At 47.1% G+C, this 21,601-nt stretch carries 25 protein-coding genes; 18 read left to right on the top strand and 7 right to left on the bottom strand.

Features of this window, described 5'->3' with window-relative positions; genetic code table 11:
* Positions 1-19 precede the first annotated feature (19 nt).
* The 7 genes from rsmH (at position 20) to K941_RS0108650 (ending at position 6,405) form a co-directional block, all read left to right on the top strand.
* The gene (rsmH, locus tag K941_RS0108680; RefSeq protein WP_029103314.1) at positions 20-1,000 is read left to right on the top strand and encodes a 16S rRNA (cytosine(1402)-N(4))-methyltransferase RsmH; all 981 of its coding nucleotides are present in this window, start codon (positions 20-22) and stop codon (positions 998-1,000) included.
* Between the two features lie 76 nt (positions 1,001-1,076).
* On the top strand, positions 1,077-1,457 hold the full coding sequence (locus K941_RS15315; RefSeq protein ID WP_051225979.1) for a cell division protein FtsL: 381 nt from the start codon (positions 1,077-1,079) through the stop codon (positions 1,455-1,457).
* Positions 1,450-3,507, top strand: a complete 2,058-nt coding sequence (locus tag K941_RS0108670) for a peptidoglycan D,D-transpeptidase FtsI family protein (protein WP_029103313.1) — start codon at positions 1,450-1,452, stop codon at positions 3,505-3,507. Before K941_RS15315 ends, K941_RS0108670 begins: the two co-directional genes overlap by 8 nt.
* Before the next feature lie 42 nt (positions 3,508-3,549).
* Complete coding sequence (locus tag K941_RS15310; RefSeq protein ID WP_036387959.1) at positions 3,550-5,061, top strand: UDP-N-acetylmuramoyl-L-alanyl-D-glutamate--2,6-diaminopimelate ligase; 1,512 nt, start codon at positions 3,550-3,552, stop codon at positions 5,059-5,061.
* 56 nt (positions 5,062-5,117) lie between these two features.
* Complete coding sequence (locus tag K941_RS0108660) at positions 5,118-5,351, top strand: antitoxin (protein ID WP_029103312.1); 234 nt, start codon at positions 5,118-5,120, stop codon at positions 5,349-5,351.
* Between the two features lie 14 nt (positions 5,352-5,365).
* Entirely contained in the window at positions 5,366-5,731 is a 366-nt protein-coding gene (locus tag K941_RS0108655) for a type II toxin-antitoxin system VapC family toxin (protein WP_265596821.1), read from the top strand.
* Positions 5,728-6,405, top strand: a complete 678-nt coding sequence (locus K941_RS0108650; RefSeq protein ID WP_029103310.1) for a hypothetical protein — start codon at positions 5,728-5,730, stop codon at positions 6,403-6,405. The genes K941_RS0108655 and K941_RS0108650 overlap by 4 nt, the downstream gene beginning before the upstream one ends.
* A gap of 37 nt (positions 6,406-6,442) precedes the next feature.
* On the opposite strand, the gene K941_RS0108645 is transcribed toward K941_RS0108650, so the two are convergent.
* Together K941_RS0108645 and K941_RS17125 are read right to left on the bottom strand one after the other, a co-directional pair.
* Entirely contained in the window at positions 6,443-6,811 is a 369-nt protein-coding gene (locus tag K941_RS0108645) for a type II toxin-antitoxin system VapC family toxin (RefSeq protein WP_029103309.1), read from the bottom strand.
* Complete coding sequence (locus K941_RS17125; RefSeq protein WP_029103308.1) at positions 6,808-7,044, bottom strand: hypothetical protein; 237 nt, start codon at positions 7,042-7,044, stop codon at positions 6,808-6,810. Before K941_RS17125 ends, K941_RS0108645 begins: the two co-directional genes overlap by 4 nt.
* A gap of 144 nt (positions 7,045-7,188) precedes the next feature.
* Between K941_RS17125 and K941_RS0108635 the strand changes: the two genes are divergently transcribed.
* Together K941_RS0108635 and mraY are read left to right on the top strand one after the other, a co-directional pair.
* Entirely contained in the window at positions 7,189-8,700 is a 1,512-nt protein-coding gene (locus tag K941_RS0108635) for a UDP-N-acetylmuramoyl-tripeptide--D-alanyl-D-alanine ligase (RefSeq protein WP_029103307.1), read from the top strand.
* Positions 8,701-8,703: 3 nt separating this feature from the next.
* Complete coding sequence (gene mraY / locus K941_RS0108630) at positions 8,704-9,813, top strand: phospho-N-acetylmuramoyl-pentapeptide-transferase (protein ID WP_029103306.1); 1,110 nt, start codon at positions 8,704-8,706, stop codon at positions 9,811-9,813.
* Between the two features lie 91 nt (positions 9,814-9,904).
* Here the strand turns inward: mraY and K941_RS0108625 are convergent, their stop codons facing one another.
* Positions 9,905-11,131 (bottom strand): aromatic amino acid transporter, encoded by a 1,227-nt coding sequence (locus K941_RS0108625; protein ID WP_029103305.1) that lies wholly within the window; start codon positions 11,129-11,131, stop codon positions 9,905-9,907.
* A gap of 195 nt (positions 11,132-11,326) precedes the next feature.
* Between K941_RS0108625 and K941_RS17745 the strand changes: the two genes are divergently transcribed.
* Positions 11,327-11,521, top strand: a complete 195-nt coding sequence (locus K941_RS17745; RefSeq protein ID WP_228130389.1) for a hypothetical protein — start codon at positions 11,327-11,329, stop codon at positions 11,519-11,521.
* The gene (locus tag K941_RS15305; RefSeq protein WP_265596820.1) at positions 11,479-11,958 is read left to right on the top strand and encodes a PH domain-containing protein; all 480 of its coding nucleotides are present in this window, start codon (positions 11,479-11,481) and stop codon (positions 11,956-11,958) included. The genes K941_RS17745 and K941_RS15305 overlap by 43 nt, the downstream gene beginning before the upstream one ends.
* A 79-nt stretch (positions 11,959-12,037) precedes the next feature.
* On the opposite strand, the gene K941_RS0108615 is transcribed toward K941_RS15305, so the two are convergent.
* The 4 genes from K941_RS0108615 to K941_RS0108600 all read right to left on the bottom strand — a co-directional run bounded on the left by K941_RS0108615 (position 12,038) and on the right by K941_RS0108600 (position 14,804).
* Positions 12,038-13,234 (bottom strand): amino acid aminotransferase, encoded by a 1,197-nt coding sequence (locus K941_RS0108615; protein WP_029103304.1) that lies wholly within the window; start codon positions 13,232-13,234, stop codon positions 12,038-12,040.
* A 192-nt stretch (positions 13,235-13,426) separates the two neighbouring features.
* Positions 13,427-13,636, bottom strand: a complete 210-nt coding sequence (locus K941_RS15300) for a helix-turn-helix transcriptional regulator (protein WP_051225978.1) — start codon at positions 13,634-13,636, stop codon at positions 13,427-13,429.
* Complete coding sequence (locus K941_RS0108605; RefSeq protein ID WP_167539596.1) at positions 13,633-13,833, bottom strand: hypothetical protein; 201 nt, start codon at positions 13,831-13,833, stop codon at positions 13,633-13,635. Before K941_RS0108605 ends, K941_RS15300 begins: the two co-directional genes overlap by 4 nt.
* A 53-nt stretch (positions 13,834-13,886) precedes the next feature.
* A complete protein-coding gene (locus K941_RS0108600; protein WP_029103302.1) occupies positions 13,887-14,804 on the bottom strand; it encodes a LysR family transcriptional regulator in 918 nt (305 codons plus the stop codon).
* A 170-nt stretch (positions 14,805-14,974) separates the two neighbouring features.
* Here K941_RS0108600 and recN point away from each other — a divergent pair, with 170 nt between their 5' ends.
* The 7 genes from recN to menA all read left to right on the top strand — a co-directional run bounded on the left by recN (position 14,975) and on the right by menA (position 21,259).
* Positions 14,975-16,651, top strand: coding sequence for a DNA repair protein RecN (gene recN / locus K941_RS0108595; RefSeq protein ID WP_029103301.1), 1,677 nt, complete (start codon positions 14,975-14,977; stop codon positions 16,649-16,651).
* Between the two features lie 133 nt (positions 16,652-16,784).
* The gene (locus tag K941_RS0108590) at positions 16,785-17,291 is read left to right on the top strand and encodes a YqgE/AlgH family protein (RefSeq protein WP_051225981.1); all 507 of its coding nucleotides are present in this window, start codon (positions 16,785-16,787) and stop codon (positions 17,289-17,291) included.
* Between the two features lie 86 nt (positions 17,292-17,377).
* Positions 17,378-17,863 carry a Holliday junction resolvase RuvX gene (gene ruvX, locus K941_RS15295; RefSeq protein ID WP_051225977.1) on the top strand — a complete coding sequence of 162 codons (486 nt, stop codon included), beginning with the start codon at positions 17,378-17,380 and terminating at the stop codon, positions 17,861-17,863.
* Positions 17,864-17,934: 71 nt separating this feature from the next.
* Positions 17,935-18,450 carry a hypothetical protein gene (locus K941_RS0108580; RefSeq protein WP_228130388.1) on the top strand — a complete coding sequence of 172 codons (516 nt, stop codon included), beginning with the start codon at positions 17,935-17,937 and terminating at the stop codon, positions 18,448-18,450.
* 55 nt (positions 18,451-18,505) lie between these two features.
* Positions 18,506-19,384 carry a 23S rRNA (adenine(2030)-N(6))-methyltransferase RlmJ gene (locus K941_RS0108575; protein WP_029103298.1) on the top strand — a complete coding sequence of 293 codons (879 nt, stop codon included), beginning with the start codon at positions 18,506-18,508 and terminating at the stop codon, positions 19,382-19,384.
* 116 nt (positions 19,385-19,500) lie between these two features.
* Positions 19,501-20,304, top strand: a complete 804-nt coding sequence (gene pssA / locus K941_RS0108570; protein ID WP_029103297.1) for a CDP-diacylglycerol--serine O-phosphatidyltransferase — start codon at positions 19,501-19,503, stop codon at positions 20,302-20,304.
* Positions 20,305-20,344: 40 nt separating this feature from the next.
* Entirely contained in the window at positions 20,345-21,259 is a 915-nt protein-coding gene (gene menA, locus K941_RS0108565) for a 1,4-dihydroxy-2-naphthoate octaprenyltransferase (protein WP_051225976.1), read from the top strand.
* Positions 21,260-21,601 lie beyond the last annotated feature (342 nt).

The following is a 21,601-nucleotide window of genomic DNA, read 5'->3' as shown; positions in this document are numbered from 1 at the left end:
CATATCCAAACCAATTATCATGACCGCAACCGACCGCACACCTGCCTTGATTCATGAGACTGTCTTGTTACACGAGACGGTAGCAGGCGTGCTTGGTGTGTCTGATTTGTCGGGTGTGTCGCTACAGGCAGGCGTGTATGTGGACGCAACCTTTGGACGGGGCGGACACAGTCGGCTATTGCTTGATTATTTGACCGCTGATAGCACGCTCATCGTCTTTGACAAAGACCCACAGGCGATAGTGGTGGCAGACGAGCTTGCCAAAACCGACAGCCGTGTGGTGGTGGTGCATGACAGTTTTGCCAGTCTTAATGAAAGCCTAGCAAAACTTGGCATGAGTCAAGTGGACGGCATCATGGCGGATTTGGGTGTGTCTAGTCCACAGCTTGATGACGGTGCTCGGGGATTTAGCTTTATGAAAGATGGGGTGGTGGATATGAGAATGGACACCAGCCGTGGGCAAAGCGTGGGGCAGTGGCTCAAAGTCGTGGACGAAGAGACGTTGGCAAACGTGCTATATGACTATGGCGAGGAGCGGCATAGCCGTAGAATCGCCCGTGCGATTAAGGCGATGGAAAATTATGATTCCACGCTAGAGCTTGCCGAGACCATCAAAGAGGCTCACCCTGCTTGGCAAAAAGGCAAGCACCCTGCCACCCAGAGTTTTCAAGCCATGCGGATATTTATCAATAATGAGCTTGGCGATGTCAAGGATTTCTTAAATCAGACCCTAACCGCCCTAAAATCAGGCGGACAGCTGGCCATCATTAGTTTTCACTCATTAGAAGACCGTATTATCAAGCAGTTTTTAAATAATCACAGCAAAGGGCGACATGAAGGCGATGATAAACTGCCCATACCGCCAAAACGTCCCAAATATTTTGATAAACCCTATCGCATTGCCCCAAGCGATGATGAGGTGCGTGCCAACGTGCGAGCCAGAAGTGCCTATTTGCGTGGGGCAAGGCGAAATCAGACGGCATTTGAATCATTCAATTGACCTATCCAATTGATTCATTATCGCCATGATTTGTACCATTTAATTTATCATTTAAACCATTATAAATCACAAACCCATGAACCCAAGCACTGACAGCGACTTACATGAATACACGACCGAGCCGATGAGCTTGGTGGGGTTGTATCGGCTGATTGTTGCCGGATTACTGCTTGGGATTCTCATCATAGGGGTGATGATAGCCACACAAACCCAAAAACGCCATCAGACCTATCAAGAACTTACCCGCCTAAGACAGCAACTGGTGAACATGCAAGTCGAAGAGAGTCGTCTGCTCATTGAACAGCAGACATTTAGTGCAACCCCACAAGTGGCAAGACGTGCGGTGGGCGAGCTTGGCATGCATTATCCAACCAAAAAAGAGCAAATAAATCAAGACGAATGGGACGGGCTTGGTGGTTTGGGCAATCTAGACAATACGGGGGTGTCTCATGAGTAAAAACGACCAAACCCCAAAACAGCCCAAACACCCAAAAAACCAAAACCGCTCAGGGCAAAAGACAAGCACGCCCCCCAAGAGTGATATTGGCGAGAAACTAAGAAAAATCGGCAGTCTGGGCAAAAAGCTGGACAAAAGCCATGCCACCAAACGCACGCCTGACACTCAAGAATCAGCCCAAAACTCTCTGAAAAAAACACGCAAACGCAAAAAAAACTCGGGTGTCTCGCTGTTGGGCGGACTTCAAGATGTGGGGCGTTATAAGATAGTTTGGGCGGTGATGGCGGTGTGCTTTTCGGCACTCTTTGCCCGTGCTTATTGGCTTCAAATCGCCAATGCCGACTACTACATCAGCCAAGGCGACAAACTCATCACCAGTAAGCGAACCATCACTGCCCATCGTGGTAACATCTATGATACCAACGGAGCTCCCCTTGCTGCCAATGCCCCTTTAACCACGGTGATTTTTAGCCCTTATGACTATGCTTTGGCGTATTATGATTTGCAAAAGAAAATCAAAAATACCAAAAGCGAAGAGCGTCGCCAAAAGCTGGTGCAAGAGCTTGATGAGATGAATCTAGAAACGCTGGCGACTGCCAGTGGTGTTTCACGTGAAACATTAGAACAAGCAGTACATCTAAATGGGGCGGTGGATTTGGATGATCCAGAAGCCATCAAACAAGCCCTGCCATCGGGGACGGGGTCTAAACGACTGGTGCTACTTAACCGAGTCGCCCCTGAGGTGGCTCAGCGAGTCACCATGCTGGGCTTTAAGGGTGTGTTTAGAGAGACGAGCGAGAAACGCTACTATCTACAACCTGAAACCATGGCACAGATATTGGGCTATATGGGCTACTCCCAAGATGACCCGCCTGTCTATGGGGGGCGAGCAGGCATAGAAGCCAAATACGACAAACAGCTGACAGGACAAAACGGTCAAGTGCTAAGCCTGCGAGCGGTGCAGGGCAGTATCGGCGACATCAAAGAACTCTCGCCCATGACGGCAGGGCAGGACATTCATCTGACCATAGATTCACGGTTGCAGTATATTTTGTACAAAGAGCTAGAAGAGCTTGGGCGGGTGCAGTCGGCACGGTCAAGCTCGGGCATGATTGTCGATGTGCAAACAGGTAACGTGCTTGCCATGGGGTCGTGGCCGTCTTTCAACCCGAATGATTTGTCAAAAAGACACGGGGCAAGCGAGCGGAACCGCCCTGTGCTGGACACCTTTGAACCAGGGTCGGTGGTCAAGCCTTTGACGGTGGCAGCCGCCTTGGAGTCGGGGCGGTATAGCACCCGAACACTCATTGACACAGGGGCAGGTAGCATGAGACTTGGTGGGTATAGCATTCGTGATGGCGGTCGCTATGGGGCGATTACCATGGGGAAGCTCATCCAAAAGTCATCTAATGTCGCATCCGCCAAAATCGCCCTAGAACTACCTCCTGACGCCATCGTGAACATGCAAAGAAAGTTCGGCTTTGGACAAAAGACGGCTTTGAACCTGCCTGCTGAGTCGGCAGGCGTGCTACATACGCCGACCGCCAAAGACGTCACTCGTCGTGCTACGCTGGCATACGGCTACGGGCAGTCGGTCACGCTGGCTCAGGTTGCAGGGGCATATGCGGCACTTGCTAATGGGGGCAAGATGAATCATCTAAGACTGGTCAAAGAAGAATCCGTTCCTGCCCCAGAGCAGGTCATCAGTGAGCAACACGCCAAAGACATCACCAACATGATGATTAGCGTGACCGAAAAAGGCGGTACGGGGACAGCCGCTGCCATTGATGGCTACTATGTGGCAGGCAAGACAGGCACGTCACGTCGCACCAATCCAGCAGGGGGCTATTATACCGACCAATACCGCAACGTCTTTGCAGGGTTCGCCCCTGCGACCAGTCCCCGTTTTGTGGTGGTGATTTTGGCAGAAGACCCAAGACAGGGCAAGTACGCTGGACAAACCGTCGCCCCTGTGTTCGCCAAGGTGATGAAAGAGACGCTTAGAATTTATAACGTGCCATTTGACAAGCCACTAGATATAAACCAGTAAGCTGTTTTACCATTTTATTTTTATTTTTAAGAAGGATTTTTTATGACAACATTCAACGATTTTGCCGATATTTTACAGTCCCATGTGTCTGATGTGGATTGGGGGCGTATCAAGGATTTGCCAATCACAGGCTTTGTGTCGGACAGTCGCAAGGTGGCAGGTGGCGAGATTTTTGTGTTGTTGTCGGTCAATCCTGACATTAAATCCAAGGCAAAAGGCTATATTGATAGTATCAATAGCCAAGCGGTGCTGTCCGAGATAAGTGCGTCCGACATGGGCGTGGATAATGCCAAAATGCCGATTGTGCATATTGCCAATTTACGCCTGATTTTGGGCGATTTGGTCAAGGCATATCTGCAAAAAACAGGGGTGGCAGCTTTGCCAAAAGTCGTGGCAGTTACAGGCACCAACGGCAAGACCACCATTAGCCAGCTTACCGCCCAGCTGTCATCCCTTGCCAATCACAAAACTGCCGTCATGGGAACGGCAGGCAACGGCATTTTGCCAAACCTAGCCCCAAGCACCCATACCACGCTAGAAGTGGTCGCTCTGCAACACGCCATTTATGACTATGCCAAAGCGGACGTGGAATGTATTGCCCTAGAAGCGAGCAGTCATGGACTCCATCAGCACCGCTTGCAAGGCGTGCCAATCACGGTGGCGGTGTATTCCAACCTTTCCCGAGACCATTTGGATTATCATGCCGACATGGACGACTATGCAGGGGCGAAGGCACGGCTCTTTGACAAGGCGTTATTTCCCACGCTGACCCATGCCATTATCAATGCCGATGATGAATTTAGCGAAATCTTTATCCGTCAAGCCAAACAATCGGGGCTTACCATTTGGACGTACAGCACCAAAGACTCAACGGCTGACTTTTTTGCCAAACAAATCAGCCCAAGTCTAAATGGGGTGGAATTGGTTATCCAAACCCCACAAGGTGAGATGACGGTAAAAAGTCCACTTTTGGGCTTGTTTAACGTGGCAAACCTATTGGCAAGCATTGGGGCAAGCCTTGCCATGAATGTAAGTTTTGATGAAATTATCAATAATATCAAACACTTAAAAGGGGCAAGGGGGCGTATGGAGCAAGTGCCGTCCGAGCGTGGTTCGTTTATCGTGGACTATGCCCACACCCCTGATGCGGTGGAACAGGTGCTGTCAAGCCTACGAACGCATTGTGCTGGGACGCTGTTTGCGGTGCTTGGCTGTGGGGGCGATAGGGACAAGGGCAAACGACCTTTGATGACCAAATCCGCCCTAAAATTTGCCGATAAAGTCATTTTGACTGCCGATAACCCGAGAAGTGAAAATCCAAACGAGATTTTAAAGGATATGCAAGCAGGCTTGGATTGTGAGAGTCATTATAAAATTGAAATTGAGCCTGACCGTAAATTGGCGATTGAACTTGCGGTAAAATTAGCAGGCGAGAATGACATTGTGGCAATTCTTGGTAAGGGACACGAGACTTATCAAGAGATTAAGGGCGTACGCTATGACTTTGATGATAGAGTGGTGGTGGGGGAGATGACCCAGAAGTGGGGGAAGTAATTGCGATGGCGGGCGCTTTGGTATATACTAATGTATATCTTTTTAGGAGACGATGAATGCAAGTTATTACACAACCTTTTAATTCAGGCAATAGCCAAGCGGTCAGATTGCCAAAATCGTTTGCATTTGCCCCAAATACCCCTTTGATTTTGCAAAAAGAAAATGATGTATTAACCATAACACCTGTTGCCAACTTGGGGCAAGTTCCTGCGTTATTTGCCAAATTGGGCGAGCATTTGTCTGATGAATTTGTGCGAGATGAATTTGTTGATGACAAGCGGGGCTGGTAATGTCGCCAAAATATATGCTTGACACCAATATGTGTATTTTTTTGATGAAAAATACACCAAAAGCCGTTGTGGAGCGATTTAGCCAACATTTTGTTGGTGAAATTGTGATGAGTGCGATTACTTGGGCGGAGTTGCAACGGGGGCTGGGTATTTATCAATCGCAAGCGGATTTTGACAAATTATCGGCTGTGATTAAGGTTGTGCCATTTGATGATAAGGCGGGCGAAATGTTTGGCAAAATGATGCAAGCAGGCAAATTTAAAGCGTGTTTTGATACGCTGATTGCTTGCCACGCTTTGTCTTTAGGTCTGACGATTGTTACCAATAATGTTGATGATTTTGAAGGTTTTGGTTTGGTGATAGAAGACTGGACAAAATGAAAAGACACCTAATCAACACCTTGCCGCCCAAATTTATCAACATCGCCAAAGTTGCCATTGAAAAGGAAATTGAACGTCATATTGCCCTTATCAATGACAACAACACACCCGATAAATTATTGGCAGACATTGCTTATGGTAATGACATTCCTATTTTGCAAGGTGTGCTTGATGAAATGAATAATCCCCACCAAACGGTAATGGGCGATTTGTATGTGGTAAGCCAAAATGCAGACGGTACAGAAACGACTTTGCAACGATTTGGTAAGCCCATTCCGAGTGGCGAGACGGCAAAATGGGTATTTTTGGCAAAGGATTTTGATGAAGCTTGTGCTATTAAAAATCAGTTAATGGGTTTTGAGCCTTATAAACCAATGCCTAAGAGCATCGCCATTAATGAGCATTATGTCTTAAAAAAGAACAAAGAACGCTATGCCTTAGAAGTCATTATTTATCAACCGCAGAATTTTGGCGGTATTTGGCAATGTGATTATCATATTGGGGCGAATGTGCCAGACTTTCAAAGTATTTATCAAACAACTTATGATAAAAATGGGTTAAATATTTTAAAAAATGCCATTAAAAGTGTGGAAAATCAATTAACTGCATTTAGAAAATTGGGCTTTAAAGTCTTGGCTAATCAAATGGTTAATCGCACTAATAATATGAAGTAAGATTATTTTTTTAAAGACTTTTAGCTTTGCCTGACAATCAATCAATCGGATTAATTACCGTCATCGGCAAATGCTCAAAATCGCCCACATTTCTGGTGGCGAGCGTTAGATGATGAAGTAGGGCGGTTGCTCCGATAATGGCATCGGGTGTTTTGATTTTCTTTTGACGGCGAATTTCGGCAGATTTATAAATAACTTCACGGCTGACATCAATCCATTGAAAATTATTTTTTAAAAATAAATTGATGTTGTCAATTTCTTTTTCCGATGAATTGGGTTTTGATAAAACTTCCGAAATTGTCAAAGTAGAAATTGCCATATTGCCGATATTATCTGTCAAAAATGTTTCGGCTTTTTGGATGCCATTAAAATAATAGATGATGACATTGCTATCCACCAAAATCATTGACTTATCTCCGCACCGTCTTTTTCCCACTCTCGCTCCCATTCAGAGCGGAGTTGGTTTTGGTAGGCGACACCGTCAATGTTTTGGTTTGCCCAAATGCCAAAAACTTGCTCGCCACCAATCAAACCTTTTTGGGGCAAGGGCTTGGCTTTGCTAGCTAACAGTTCGCTTTGCTGATGAGCGATGATTTGTTCTTGAATATAAATCGGCAAAGAAGTGGTTTCTACAAGCATTATTTTCTCCCAAATAAGGTTTATTATAAGGCGATTTGGGGCGTTGTCAAGACAGTTGGGTATTGTCAAGCGATGAAATGTTGGTGGGATTTTGCTATAATAGCCCTATTTTATTACTTAAATTTATGATTAAAAGGCATAAAAATGACCCCCTATATCTGGCAATTTGACAATCTAAACACCGCTTTAAGCGACTTAAACCCGACTTGGCACGGCAAGTTTACCGCCCAAAGCACTCGTATTACCACCGACACTCGCACGATACAAGCAGGCGATATTTTTTTGGCAATCAAAGGCGATAATTTTGATGGGCACGAATTTGTGGGTATTGCCCTTGAAAAAGGGGCGGTACTGGCGATTGTCAATGAAAAAGTAGAAAGCGACTTGCCCCAGCTTATCGTAGGCGACAGCAAAAAGGCACTCGGGCAACTTGGCAAATACCGCCGTGATGTTCATCCCAATCTTACCGTGATTGCCCTGACAGGCTCGGCAGGCAAAACCACCACCAAAGAAATGTTGGGCAGTATCCTATCCCAAATCGCCCCCACCTTGATGACAAGGGGGAACTTGAACAACGATTTGGGCGTGCCGATGATGTTATTAGAATTGTGCGATGAACATCAATTTGCCGTGATGGAGCTTGGGGCGAACCACATTGGCGAGATTGCCTACACCGCAGGACTGGTGTCGCCTGATGTTGCTTGCGTGCTTAACATTGGTACGGCTCATTTGGGCGAGTTTGGCGGTCGGGAAAACATTGCCAAAACCAAAGCCGAAATCTTTCAAGGACTTGATGAAAATGGCGTGGCGGTGCTACCTTATGGCGATGAATTTTTTGAGCTGTTAGCAAATGAAGCTGGCAAATTTACCGCTCAAATTTTAACCACAGGCGAAAAAAATGTCCCACCCCGTGAAGCGATGGATTTTTCCAAACTAAGTGAAGCCGAGCAAGCCGAACTGGATAAGCTAGATTTCGTGCAAGTGATGGGCGATGTCTTTGCCGATGATGTGGCAGTGCAGGGCGATAAGGTTGGCTTTACGGCGTATGTCAATTTGGCGATTGATGAATTTGACGAAGGCGAAGTTTTGCTCCCTTTTGCAGGCGAGCATAATGTGGCAAATGCTTTGTCGGCGGTGGCGTGTTCGCTTGCGTTGGGGCTGGATTTGGAGTTAATCGTAAACGGCTTAAACAACGCCAAACCCGCCAAAGGGCGTTTGAATTTTAAACCCTTTAACAACCATCTGATTATTGACGACACTTATAACGCCAATGTCCCTGCGATGATTGCAGGCTTAAAAGTGCTAAACGCCCAAAAATTTCTTGATGAAAATGCTTATGACAAAACCTTAATGATCATTGGCGACATTGGCGAATTGGGCGATGACGCAGTTGCCGAACATCAGTCGCTTGGCGAGCAAATTGGAGAAATTGGTGTGGATAAGCTGATTTGTGTTGGCAAATTGATGAAAAACACTTTTAACACCGCCCAAAAAGCAGGGATTGACAGCGTGCATTTTAACGATAAATCCCAAGTCACTCAAGAAATTTTGTCCACGATTAACACTGGCGAAAATTGGGCAATGCTGTTTAAGGGGTCAAGAAGTGCCACCATGGAAACCTTAATCCACGATTTAACCCAACCTGTAAGCGAGTAAACGATGTTATATTGGCTCATTGATTATTTTGACATTTTGTATCGCCAAACCATTGCGTCTTTGGGGCTAAGGAGCTTGCTTGCGGTCATGACGAGTATGGCGATTGTACTTATGGCGGGCAAGCCTGTCATCGCCTACCTGCGTAACCTAAAATACGGTCAAGCGGTACGCACGGACGGCCCAAAAACGCACCTTGTCAAGCAAGGCACGCCAACAATGGGCGGTGTGCTGATTTTGTTTGCCATTGGGATTTCGACTTTGCTGTGGGCAAATTTGACAAACCCTTATGTATGGATTTTGATGGCGGTCATGGTCATCTTTGGGGCGGTCGGCTGGCGTGATGACTGGCTAAAAATCAAGCACAAAAACCCCCAAGGCTTGGTCGCCAAAAAGAAATACTTTTGGTTGTCGGTGGGAGCGTTGCTCGCTGGTGGGTCGCTTTACTATATCTCTTTACAACAAAACCCCACTACCATGCACGCCATGCAGGATTTGCTTATTCCTGCCTTTAAAAATCTGTACATTCCCTTGTCTGCCATACCCTTTGGGCTTGGCTTTATTACGCTCACTTATTTTGCCATTAACGGCACGTCCAATGCGGTCAATTTAACAGACGGCTTGGACGGCTTGGTCGCCTTGCCTGTGGTGCTGGTGTCGGCAGGGCTTGGGGTGTTTGCTTATGTGTCGGGTCATGTGGAATGGGCAAATTATCTGTCCGTGCCGTATATCGCTTATAACAGCGAAGTGGTCGTGGTGTGTGCGTCCATGATTGGGGCGTGTTTGGGCTTTTTGTGGTACAACGCCGCCCCTGCCGAGGTGTTTATGGGCGATGTGGGGGCGTTGAGCCTAGGTGGTATGCTTGGCACGATTGCGGTGATGACACGTCAGGAGATTGCCTTTATCCTAATGGGCGGTATTTTTGTCATGGAAGCCTTGTCGGTCATTATCCAAGTCGGCTCGTACAAACTGTGTAAAAAGCGGGTCTTTTTGATGGCACCTTTGCACCACCATTTTGAAGAAATGGGGCTAAAAGAAACTAAGGTTGTGATACGTTTTTGGATTGTATGTATTATCCTTGTGGTGCTATCACTCATGACATTAAAATTAAGATAAAATAAAAAGCCCTGCGGAGATGCGGGGCTTTTTGTGGGGTGTGAGTTTTGTTTTAAAACCAAACATCCTTGTCTGATTTAACTTTACCAATCTACCCACCAAAACTTGGCACCATGCCCAAATAACCGCCAATTTGGGCGATGATGTTTATTATGCCAAAGACGATGACAAAATAAATCATAAACTGACCGCCAAAGGCTCGGTAGGTGCTATCAGGGTGCTTTTGGCGGTGAGCCTTGGCAAGTAGGGCGGGGACGATGACGCCCCATACGGTCAAGGCAAGCCCTGCAAAGCCAATGGCGGTTGTAAAGCCAAACGGGGCAATCAGACTTAGCACCAACGGCGGTAAGAACACCACCGCCACCGCATAGGCTCGCCCTGTCTTGTCATCGCCAAACCCAAAAAAATCACTCAAAAAGTCAAACAATCCCAACGCCACGCCCAAAAAGGAACTGGTCAATGCCATGTAGGCAAATGCCCCCAGCATGGTGCCGATAAAGCCCGATTTGCCAATCGCCCCTAGTAGCGTTGCCACATCGCCATCTTTGGCGATGACGGGGGCAAAATCGGTGCGTGGTAGGTTGCCTTGGACGACCACTTGCCACAGCAGATAAAACCCGAGTGCCATGAGTGTGCCTATCAAGACCGATTTGGCGACTTTGGCGGTGTCGCCCCCAAAGTATTTGACCATGCTTGGCACGCCGATATGATAGCCAAAAGACACAAGCACCGTGGATAACGCCACCCAAATGTAGGGCGTGTAAGCCGTGCCAGTCGGGGCGTGAGTGTCAAAGAGTGTATCTAGACTAACCGATGACATCATGCCAAAGGCAGAGATAAAAAAGCTGACTATCATGCCAATCATCAGTACGCTTGCCACTCTGTCCACGACCCGAGTTGAGAGCCACACAAACACCGCAAACAGCACGCTGATGATGAGCGAGCCTAGCCGTGGGGCGATGTCCGTGCCTGTTAAGGCAGACAGATGACTGGCGGTCAAGCCCCCGCCACTGGTGATGTAGGCATAGAGCAGGATATACAGCACGAAGACGAGCGATAGGCTATTGATGGTGTTCCAGCCTTTGCCGAGCAAGGATTTGACGATGGTTGCAAGGTTGGCACTCGGGGGAAATGTAGTGCTGGCTTCTAATATCATAAGACCTGATGCGTACATACAAAGCCAAGTATAAGCGAACACCAACAGCGACCATGAGAACCACACGCCTGCCGTGGCGGTAGGATTGGCGAGCATGCCCGCCCCAATGGCGGTGCCTGCGATAATCATCGCCCCGCCAAAGACCGAAGGGGATTTTGACATAAATAAACCTTGATAACCTGCCGATGTGGCAAAAGGGGCTATTTTAATCGTTTTTTGGGGTAATTACAAATACGATAGCACCATAAGCCAATAAAACCCAATCAACATCTTTTAACACGATTGTCTTTTAAAATAAAAAATGCTTGTGCTACAATAAATGAGCTTGTTTTAAATCCATCTAAAAAGGAAAAACTCATGTTTAAAAACTTCGCCTCAGACGCTCTTGGCTTGTCCGACATTGGCAAAATCATACCGCCCAGCCAATTTAACCAAACGGACATTGACGACTATATTTTTCATGAAGATATGAAGATAATGAACGGATTTATTTTGTCATCAAATCAAAGATGGACGAATACTGCTTTACCAACACTGCCTTTATCCATTTAGACGGGCAGTCCGCCACGAGCAAAAAACGTATGCTAAAACGCTATCCTTATCGTTATTTTGCCCCAAGTCAAGTCTCCATTGAGACGGCAGGGATGATGGATTTGGACGTGGAATTAAAGTTTCATTTGGGCGGTTTGGCATTTAGCATTGACATTGACAAAAGCCAAATCGAAGGCGTGCGAGACATTTATAAGGCATTGACTGCCATTGCCGAGCGTTGTCAGGCAATCCGTCATGATGAGATGGTGTTAGAGAAGAGCTTTGAGACGGTAACAGGCATGTTTAATTTAAAAGACGTGCCAGAGGCGGTGATTATGAGCTTGCCTACCGTCATCAATCAAACCGTACAAAAAGTGGAGGCAGGCTATAACGAACGCCTAAATGCCATTCGCCAGTATGACTTTGGGGTGGTGTTTGAGCATTATTTGCGTGACTAATTATTTGCGTAACTAAGGGTTAAATGGGATAAACTAAAACCGCCCCGAAATCACGGAGCGGTTTTTTATGGCAAGCTGATTATTTTAGCACTTCTGCCATGCTGTTTGCGACATATTCCACGTTGGCGTTGTTTAGCCCTGCGACACACATACGCCCATTTTCGACCATATAAATGGCAAACTCATCACGCAAGCGGATAACCTGCGGGGCGGTCAGTCCTGTAAAGCTAAACATACCACGCTGTTTGGTAAAGTAGCTAAAATCACGCTCAGGCAATTTTTCGGTCAAGACGTCTTGGAGCTTTTGACGCATTTGGCGGATACGGTCTCGCATCTCGTAGACCTCGCCAACCCATTGATTGAACAATTCATCATCATTCATCACGGTATCCACCACTGCATTACCGTGAGACGGTGGGCTAGAATAGATACGGCGAACGGTGAATTTTAATTGCCCAAGCACAACGTCCGCTTCTTCTTTGGTGGGGGCAACCACCGACAGACCACCAACACGCTCGCCATAGAGCGATAGGTTTTTGGAGAATGAGTTTGACACAAACACGCTCAAGCCTTTTTCTACCGCTAGGCGAATGGCGTACGCATCGCCGTCCATGTCATCGCCAAAGCCTTGATAGGCGATGTCCATAAAGGGAATGAGTTTTTTGTCTTTGATGATGTCAAGCACGCTATCCCATTGCTCGTTTGACAAATCCACGCCTGTGGGGTTGTGGCAACAGGGGTGTAGTAGCACCACGTCATTTTCGTTTAGGGTGTTTAAGAACGCACACATCTCGTCAAATTTGACGCCAATGGTCGCTCCGTCATAGTAGGGATATTTGCCAACTTCTAGTCCCGCCCCTTCAAAAATGCTGATGTGGTTGCCCCATGTTGGGTCGGATACATAGCATTTGGCATTGGGAAACCACTCGTGGATAAAGTCCGCTCCTACCTTTAACGCACCAGACCCGCCCAAGGTAGCAATCGTGGCAACTCGCCCGTCTTTGCCGACCTGACTGTCTTTGCCAAACAGTAGCTCTTGGCACGCTTTTTTGTAACCTGCCAAACCGTCCATGGGCAAGTAGCCACGGGGGCGGGGTGGATTGGCGATGCGTCCTTCGGCGGTTTTGACGCATTCTAGGACGGGCAATTTGCCGTCTTCGGTGTAGTACACGCCCACGCCAAGGTTTACCTTGATGTCGCCTCGTGGGTCACCTGCAAATTTGTCCATGAGACCCAAAATCGGGTCGCCAGCATAGGGGGTAACGTGTTCAAACATAACAAATACCTTTGTTGTTGTGGATAAAAAACTAAATAAAAACTGTGTCAGTATAACGCAAAATCAGGCGGTTGTGGGGGAAATTTTGTTGTTTTTGGAGATACGTTTATCAGCCAAATAACACCGACTGCTTACCATCAATCTCAACAATGAGCTTTCCTCCTAGGGCTTGGACGTATTTTTTGATGGTGGCTATTCGGGGTTGTCGGCACTTTCCATTTGGCAAATGGCGGATTGGGACACGCCAATTTTGTCGGCAAGCTCGGCTTGGGTGAGTTTGGCATTTTTGCGAAGCTCGCTTAGGCGGATACTGACTAAGGTGTCAGCAACTCGCTTATTGACACGTTCTTGGCTGTCTTTGGGTAGATTGCCAAAAAAATCATCAAAATTGGTAAGTTTCATAACTGCTCCAAATAGGCTTGGTATACGCTCTTGGCAAGGGGTATCATGCGTTGATAAAAATGTTTGTCGCCTGTTTTGTCGCCTGCACACAGCAAAATGGCCTGTCTTTTTGGGTTGTAAGCCACGCTTTCTTGTTCGCTTTGACTTAGATTTGTCAGCCACTCGGTAAAATGCTCGGTCATTAAAACGGTGTACAAGATTTATCCCCTTACCAAAATTATAAGTCAAGACTTATATTTTTCAACCTATTCTATACCGCCTTGGGCTTACTGACCAAAAAATCCCCAGCGTTATTAATCAAAAATTCCTTAAAGGCAAGCGCGGCAGGCGACAGCGAGCGGTTTTTGTGGGTGTAGAGTAAAAACTTGCGTTCCACCACAGGCTCGCTGATGGGTCGCATGACCAGCCCGTATAGCTCAACCCATTCGGCAGCGTAGAGCAGGCATAACGTCACCCCAAGTCCCATTCGGGTCATGCCAAGGGCGGTTGAGAGAAAATTAATCTCAAAATCGGGGTTAAAGATACGACTTGAAATGTTATTGGGAAGTTCGTTTTGTAGGCTTTTGATAAAAGGTCCGTTTAGAGTGATGAGCTTTTCATCAAGCAAGTCCGCCCATGTAATTTCATCTTTTTGGGCAAAGGGGTGGTTTGGTGGTAGCACCAGATAAAAAGGTGAGCTAAACAGCACATCCACATTCAAATCATCAGAATAAGGACGCTCGGGGGCAACCCCCAAATCGGCTTCTAGGTTCTCAATATGCTCAACCACATTATCCACCGAGCAGTCGGTGAGCGTGACCTGAATGTTGGGGTATAGCTCACAGAATTTGGCGACAAATTTGGGCATGGTGGACGCAGACAACTGCTGAGAGACGGCAAGGCGGACGTGTCCTTGGTGTAGCGATTTTAGGTTATTGACTTTTTCGTTGAGTACCGACATCTCGTTGAGTACTCGCCGAGCCTGTGGCAGTAGCCGTGAGCCTGCATCTGATAGGTGTAGTTTGCGTGTGGTGCGGTCAAAGAGTTTGACATCAAGATTTTGTTCTAATTCCTTAATCAGACCGCTTAGGGCGGATTGGGTCAGGCACAGTGTTTCGGCAGCCTTGGTAAAACTGTTTTGCTCAGCGACAAGCACAAAGGCTTTTAGCTGGCGTAGGGTAGTACTCATTATTATTAACCTTAATAAATATATAAGATGATATTATAAATGATAATTGCCAAGATACAAGAGGGTGGAAAAAATATTTTAGGATTTGATGGTTTGCCCGACCAAATTATCCAAACAAGCCCTGATTGTGCTAAAATATCGCAACGATTCATACTTATAATGGAACATTCATGCTAACAGCCCTAACCTTAGATAATTTGGCTTTGATTAAGCACCATGAAATCGTCTTTGATGAGCGTTTTAATGTCATTACGGGCGAGACGGGTGCAGGTAAGTCTTTGATATTGGATGCTTTATCGCTGTGTGTGGGCGGACGAGCTGATGCTGGCATGGTGCGTTTTGGCGAGAGTGAAGCGTCGGTGTTTGGCGAGTTTGATATAACCGATAATGATAAAGTGAGCCAGTGGTTTGCCGAGCATGAGCGAGAGCTAGAAGAAGACACACTGCTCATCCGCCGTAAAATCAGTGTCAACGGACGTTCAAAATCATGGATAAATGGCGTGCCAGCGAGCCTTAGCGAACTAAAATCACTGGGCAGTATTTTGGTTAATATCCACTCACAGCATGCAGGGCTTGAACTGCTAAAACCGCAGTTTGTCATCGATTGGCTAGATGATGTGGGGGGCTTGCACACTCTAAAATCAGCGACCAAAGACGCCTTTGGGACATACCAACGCCTAAAAAAAGAAGCCGATGACGCTCGTGCCATGTCCACTCAGCGTGCCGACCGGATGGCACTTTTGTCATCACGCCTAAGCGACATTGAGCCACTCATGGCGGTGGATATTGGCGAGATAGAGCAAGAGTATGATGAGCTGTCCAACCTTGAAAATCTCATGCAGTCAGCACTGCAAGCGGTCACGCACCTAGACAATGACGAGATGAGTGTGTCGGGTCTGTTGGCACGTAGTCTTAAAATCTGTGATAACTTATCGGACAAAAGCCGAGTGTTCGCTGAGTGTAGCGAGCTACTTACCCAAGCGTCCGAGCAGATAGATGACGCGGTGGCACGGCTTATGGACTATGCCGAGCAGTCACTGCCTGACGAAGAGCGACTGGACGAGCTTAATAATCTCATGGGGCTGGCTCATCGCCTTGCCAAAAAATACCACACGACCACAGATGAGCTGACCGCACAGGCAGGGCAGTGGCAGGCGGAGCTGGACAAATTAGAGAGCCTACCTGATAACGAGACCATGGATGAGCAGGTGGCAGGGGCATGGGATGAGTATGTGAGTGTGGCGGACAAATTGCATAACGAACGCACCAAAATCGCCCCACAAATCGCTGATGAACTGGCTCATCGCCTGTCGGCACTTGCCCTGCCGAACGCCAGCTGTGTCTTTGAGTTTAGCCCCAAAGAGACACATCAGTATGGTGGTAGTGGGATGTTTGACATCGCTCTCATGTTTAGTGCCAATGTCGGCATGCCCATGCAACCGCTACACAAAGTGGCGTCAGGCGGTGAGCTGTCTCGCATGGCTCTTATCATGCAGGTTATGAGTGCAGGCGTGAATCAAGAGACACGCCCGACCTTGGTGTTTGATGAAGTGGACGTGGGTATCAGTGGTGGTACAGCTCAGGTGGTGGGCGAGCTACTAAGAAGTTTGGGCGACCATCAGCAACTTTTTGCCATCACACACCAAGCACAGGTTGCGGCGGCGGCACACCGTCATATCTTGGTGCACAAAGAGCATGGCGAGCAGACGATGAGCCATTTGTCCATCATCACAGGCGACAGACAGATTGATGAGCTAGCACGCATGTCAGGTGGCGTGAACATCACCGAAGCGACTCGGGCTCATGTCAAGGGCTTGCTTGATGATATTAATAGAGCCAGCTCATAGCCTTACCATCCACAAACCTTGTAAAATGGCGATTTTGCCCCATATTGACCTTAATGATAATGACATCCCCAAGCGAGCTGATTTGAAAAAATTTTCCAACTTAACACATCATTTTTTATTGCCCAGTCCGTCCATGCCTGATGAACGCTTTGCTGACGCATTGATTTATATCTGTCGCCACAGCACTGACGGGGCGTGGGGATTTATGATTAATAAGCCTCTTGGTGCTTCGGTGGGCGGTTTGCTACACGAGCTTGATTTGCCTGCCAGTCAAAAGGCGATGAATACCCCTGCCATGCATGGGGGCTTTATCCGCCCCGAAGCAGGTTTTGTGCTACATACAGGACTGCCCGAGTTTGCGTCATCGTTTGCGGTGGGCGAGAACGTATGTATCACAACCAGTAAAGACGTGCTAAGTCTGATATCAGGCGACAGCTTGCCCTACTTTTTGCTTTGCATGGGGTTTTGTAACTGGACGGCAGGGCAGTTGGAGCAGGAGATAAGCGAGCAGGACTGGCTGGTTTGCCCTGCTGATTTGGAGATATTATTTCGGGCGAAGTTTGAAGACAGATTGATATTGGCTTATGACAAACTGGGCATTGACCCTGATAAATTTACCTTGACCACAGGATTTGCTTGATTTTTAAACGTGATGTTTTAAAAAGTTAAAAGCCAATTTTGCTTTACCTGCGACCAATTTTTGATTTGCCAAACAATAGGAATTTCATGACAGCACCGACTTTGATTTTAGCCCTAGATTTTGGCGTCAAAAAAATGGGCATGGCACTGGGCAACACACTCACGGCGGATGCACGCCCCTTTGACATTTTGGCGATGGACAACGGACAGCCCGACTGGGATAATCTACTGGGCATCATTGAGCAGTGGCGGATTGATGTGGTAGTGGTCGGTTTACCGCTTAACATGGACGGCACTGATTCCATGCTTTCTAAACGAGCAGCTAAATTCGCTCGCCGTCTGGCACACCGTTTGGGCGAACGCCATTTGCCCGTGCAGGTGTACATGTATGATGAACGCCTGTCGTCGCATGAAGCTCGCATGATGGCGTGGGAGCGTGGCTGGATAAAGCACGAGCGAGACCCGATTGATGATGTCTCGGCGTGCTTGTTGGTTGATGGTTATTTTAACTCGCCAGAGCTTGCCCGCTATGTCGGCAGTTATCATGATAATGAGCAAAAAGGCAAAGATTAGGGCGTGCAATTTTATTAAGCATCAAAATTAGACAAATCCCAGCCCAAAACCACACAAATAAAAGGACACACATGGATAGCCACGCCTCCAACCCAGCCCAATCCAACCCCCAAGCCAAACATCAGAAAATCATCCAAGTCATCACGCAAGCGATGGGGCTTGCCAACGTCAGCGTGTATTTGGGCTATGGGGCGATTGCGTGTTTTTGTGTGTTTGGCACGTTGGCGAGCATGGCGACGTTCAAAGACAGTGGGGTGGTGTATTGGGCGTTTCATTACCTGCCCTATGTGCTGATTGGCTTGTCCATGCCGATAAGTTTGTATCATCTGTTCATTTTGGGTCGCTATCGCATTATCCAAAAGGGTATTTTAAAGATGATTTTGGTGGTGGGCATGGGGCTGCTCGCATTTGCTTTTGCCATGGCAATTAAGGGTTGGGCGGTGGCGTTCTACATGAGCCTGTTTTTGGCGATGATTGCGTGGTTTGGCATGCCGTTTTTGTTTCGGGTGAATTTAAAGAAGTTTTTAAATTTTCTAAATAGTCCGACTGATAAAGCCGATGAAAACGAGAATGAAAATAAAAAATAGCCAAAAATCGTGAGTTATGCTACCATAAGTCATTTAAAATTACACGCATTTTCCCATGAATTACAAACACGCCTACCACGCAGGCAACTTCGCTGACGTTGCCAAACACATTTTATTACTCCAACTGCTCGCTCAATTTAGTGCCAAAGCCAAGCCCTTTTATGTACTTGACGCTTATGGCGGACGTGGGCTGTATTCCTTGGAAAGCGATGAGGCGACCAAAACAGGCGAGGCGGACAAGGGCATTCGTGCCTTAGAAAATGCCGACCTTGGCGCACCACCAAAAGCCATTGCCCAGTATCTATTAGACCTTGACACCGCTCGCAAAACCTATGATAAGCACGTCTACCCCGGTTCGCCTTGGTGGATTGCCAATCACGCCCAAAACCATTCGGACAACGCTCCCTTGCGTGCTGAAGCCTTTGAAGCGGTGGCAGACGAGTATGATGCCCTAAATTATCAGCTTTATCAGCTCCCCATTGGCATTCATCATCGCAATGCCTTTGAAGGTGTGCCTGCCGTGCTACCGCCCAAGGAAAAGCGTGGCATTATCCTGCTTGACCCGCCTTTTGAGCAGGAGCATAAGGATTTTAGCCGTTTAGTAGATTTGCTTGTAGCAAGTCATAAGAAATTTGCCACAGGAACATTTGTGCTGTGGTATCCCATTAAGAATAAAGAGGCGGTAGAGCTGTTTTATAAAAAAATGAAACGCACCGACATTCGCCGTCAGCTTGTCTGTGAGCTAAACCTATACCCCAATGATGTAGCAGTGGGCATGAACGGCACAGGGCTACACATCATCAATCCGCCTTGGCAATTTGACGAACACGCCAAAGCCATTTTACAAACGCTCGCCCCAATCCTAAAACCAAAAGACGCTCCTGTCATGAGCATGGATGACATGGCGGTGGTTAAATGGTTGGTTGGGGAATGATTTTAAAAATTGCTAATTAACTGATGTTTGGGTAAGTTTGTAGGGCAATTTATTCGCCCAAATATCAAAATACGAGACAATTAACAACAGTCCATTGATTTTAAAAATAAAACACCATGACAACCCAGCCCCCACATTCCCAAAAAGACCCAGACGACCATGACGGCATTACCTTTGAAGTCGTTGAGACCGAACAACACGGCAATCAAAAAAAGATAAGCCGTGGGGTCTATCCCATTCCCAATCTTATCACCAGTGCGTCCATGCTCTCGGCATTTTTTTCTATCGTTGCCAGTAGCGAGGGGCGGTTTGATAAGGCGTGCCTTGCCATTTTTTTATCCGCCATTTTGGACGGCATGGACGGACGAGCCGCCAGACTCTTAAACGCCCAAAGCCCATTTGGTGAGCAGTTGGATAGCCTTGCCGACTGTATCGCTTTTGGGCTTGCCCCTGCCATACTTGTGTATCATTTTGCGTTGCATGAATTTGGGCGGTTTGGGCTTGCGTGTGCCTTTGTGTTTAGTGTCTGTGCGGCGTTTCGCTTGGCAAGATTTAACGTGCAAATTGGCACGGTGGATAAAAAATACTTTATCGGATTGGCAAGTCCTTTGGCGGCGATTTTGGTAACGTCAAGCGTCATGGTGGCAAGAGACCATGCCACCGCCCTTACCCCCCAAACGCTCGCCACCATCTGTGCGGTGTGGACGGTGACTTGCGGACTACTTATGGTGAGCAATGTCAAATATTACAGTTTTAAAGAATTCGACCGCCAAAAAATCCCCTTTGTTGGGCTAATTATTGGCGTGCTTATCATGGGTATTGTGCTGTATGACATTCCTGTGGGCGTGCTTGCCATTGGTGTGATTTATGCCTTGTCGGGGTTTTGGACGACTTTTATGGCAAGACGAGAGAAAGCCTAAATGCCTTTAAAACCCAACTCATAAACCCACTTGGCTTATCATGTCATCTGCCAACTCGTCCATTATCCAATTCTTCCACGCCACTCGCCCACGCACCTATCCCATCGCCATCATGAGCCTTGGGGTGGGGCAGGGCTTGGCGTATCGCACGCTTGGCGGATTTGGGGTAGATAATTGGGTGCTGTGTGTGCTGATTATTTATACCGCTTTGTCTTTGCAGATTTTGTCAAACCTTGCCAATGATTTGGGCGACGGCATTCGTGGTACTGACAAAGACCGTCATCATGACAGCCCAGTCCGCCTTGTCGGCAGTGGGACGGTGTCGGCAAGCAGGTTTCGGGGGTGGCTTGTCCTTTGGATTATCCAAACCATGGTGGCAGGGGCGGTGCTGATTTGGCTAAGCCCTTTAACGGTTTATCAAATCGTGCTGTTTTTTGGCTTGGGGGCGGTGTCGATTTTGGGAGCGTTGGGTTACACCATGGGTAAAAAACCTTATGGTTATCATGCACTTGGCGAGCTTTCTGTCCTTATTTTCTTTGGCTATGTGGCGGTGCTTGGTGGTTATTATCTACAAACGGGCAGAGCGGGCATCGCCCAAAATCTCATCATCGCCACAGGTGTGGGGCTGTTGTCCGCCTGCGTGCTGTACATCAATAATCTGCGAGATACCGACACCGACCGCATCAGCGACAAGACAACGCTCACCATTGTGTTGGGGCGTTATCGCATTGTAGGGTATTTTGTCCTTTTGTATGGGGCGATGATGTGCTATGGCTATCACGCTGTTGTCTTTGGCGATAGGGCGTGGGTGTTGGCATTATGTTTGCCCCTACTTATTAAGCACACCCACGCCGTCATCACGCATCGCCACAGTCCTGCTTGTTTGGGCAAGGAGCTTGGGGCGATAGTGGGGCTGGTAATGATGGTTAATTTTTTGATAATTATTTTTCTATAAAAATCAAAAACTTAAAAAAATATCAAAATTTTTTAATTTTACCCCCTTGACCCCCACCAAAAACCCTGTATAATACGCACTCATTCAAGCAATGGTTAGTTACAAAACACCAACAAAACAACTTTAATCTAAATAAAATTAAGAGTGAAGTTTGTTAAAGTTTGAATATTTCGAAAGAATTGATTTAAAAGTTAAGTTAAAAACAAACTTCTAAAAACTTTCAAAAAAAAATTAAAAAACCGCTTGACATCAAAATCCATTGTGATAGAATAGTCAGCCTTGATTGATGATACAGACGATGTATCACGTACTATTTAAAAACATACTAAGAACAACTTGTGT

The organism is Moraxella caprae DSM 19149 (genome assembly GCF_000426885.1).
Taxonomy (GTDB): domain Bacteria; phylum Pseudomonadota; class Gammaproteobacteria; order Pseudomonadales; family Moraxellaceae; genus Moraxella; species Moraxella caprae.
The sequence above is the reverse complement of the archived record's forward strand: the minus strand, read 5'-3'. Positions and strand labels throughout refer to the sequence as shown.

Bases quoted from the DNA above. Each gene is read 5' to 3' on its own strand.
- K941_RS15315 (WP_051225979.1), top strand. From the start codon at position 1,077: ATGAACCCAAGCACTGACAGCGACTTACATGAATACACGACCGAGCCG.
- rsmH (WP_029103314.1), top strand. From the start codon at position 20: ATGACCGCAACCGACCGCACACCTGCCTTGATTCATGAGACTGTCTTG.
- K941_RS0108645 (WP_029103309.1), bottom strand. From the start codon at position 6,811: ATGATTTTGGTGGATAGCAATGTCATCATCTATTATTTTAATGGCATC.
- K941_RS0108580 (WP_228130388.1), top strand. From the start codon at position 17,935: ATGGATAGCCACGCCTCCAACCCAGCCCAATCCAACCCCCAAGCCAAA.
- ruvX (WP_051225977.1), top strand. From the start codon at position 17,378: ATGACAGCACCGACTTTGATTTTAGCCCTAGATTTTGGCGTCAAAAAA.
- K941_RS15300 (WP_051225978.1), bottom strand. From the start codon at position 13,636: ATGAAACTTACCAATTTTGATGATTTTTTTGGCAATCTACCCAAAGAC.
- K941_RS0108660 (WP_029103312.1), top strand. From the start codon at position 5,118: ATGCAAGTTATTACACAACCTTTTAATTCAGGCAATAGCCAAGCGGTC.
- K941_RS0108575 (WP_029103298.1), top strand. From the start codon at position 18,506: ATGAATTACAAACACGCCTACCACGCAGGCAACTTCGCTGACGTTGCC.
- pssA (WP_029103297.1), top strand. From the start codon at position 19,501: ATGACAACCCAGCCCCCACATTCCCAAAAAGACCCAGACGACCATGAC.
- K941_RS0108650 (WP_029103310.1), top strand. From the start codon at position 5,728: ATGAAAAGACACCTAATCAACACCTTGCCGCCCAAATTTATCAACATC.
- mraY (WP_029103306.1), top strand. From the start codon at position 8,704: ATGTTATATTGGCTCATTGATTATTTTGACATTTTGTATCGCCAAACC.
- K941_RS17125 (WP_029103308.1), bottom strand. From the start codon at position 7,044: ATGCTTGTAGAAACCACTTCTTTGCCGATTTATATTCAAGAACAAATC.
- K941_RS0108590 (WP_051225981.1), top strand. From the start codon at position 16,785: ATGCCTGATGAACGCTTTGCTGACGCATTGATTTATATCTGTCGCCAC.
- K941_RS17745 (WP_228130389.1), top strand. From the start codon at position 11,327: ATGTTTAAAAACTTCGCCTCAGACGCTCTTGGCTTGTCCGACATTGGC.
- K941_RS0108600 (WP_029103302.1), bottom strand. From the start codon at position 14,804: ATGAGTACTACCCTACGCCAGCTAAAAGCCTTTGTGCTTGTCGCTGAG.
- K941_RS0108655 (WP_265596821.1), top strand. From the start codon at position 5,366: ATGCTTGACACCAATATGTGTATTTTTTTGATGAAAAATACACCAAAA.
- menA (WP_051225976.1), top strand. From the start codon at position 20,345: ATGTCATCTGCCAACTCGTCCATTATCCAATTCTTCCACGCCACTCGC.
- K941_RS0108670 (WP_029103313.1), top strand. From the start codon at position 1,450: ATGAGTAAAAACGACCAAACCCCAAAACAGCCCAAACACCCAAAAAAC.
- K941_RS0108635 (WP_029103307.1), top strand. From the start codon at position 7,189: ATGACCCCCTATATCTGGCAATTTGACAATCTAAACACCGCTTTAAGC.
- K941_RS0108625 (WP_029103305.1), bottom strand. From the start codon at position 11,131: ATGTCAAAATCCCCTTCGGTCTTTGGCGGGGCGATGATTATCGCAGGC.
- K941_RS15305 (WP_265596820.1), top strand. From the start codon at position 11,479: ATGGACGAATACTGCTTTACCAACACTGCCTTTATCCATTTAGACGGG.
- K941_RS15310 (WP_036387959.1), top strand. From the start codon at position 3,550: ATGACAACATTCAACGATTTTGCCGATATTTTACAGTCCCATGTGTCT.
- recN (WP_029103301.1), top strand. From the start codon at position 14,975: ATGCTAACAGCCCTAACCTTAGATAATTTGGCTTTGATTAAGCACCAT.
- K941_RS0108615 (WP_029103304.1), bottom strand. From the start codon at position 13,234: ATGTTTGAACACGTTACCCCCTATGCTGGCGACCCGATTTTGGGTCTC.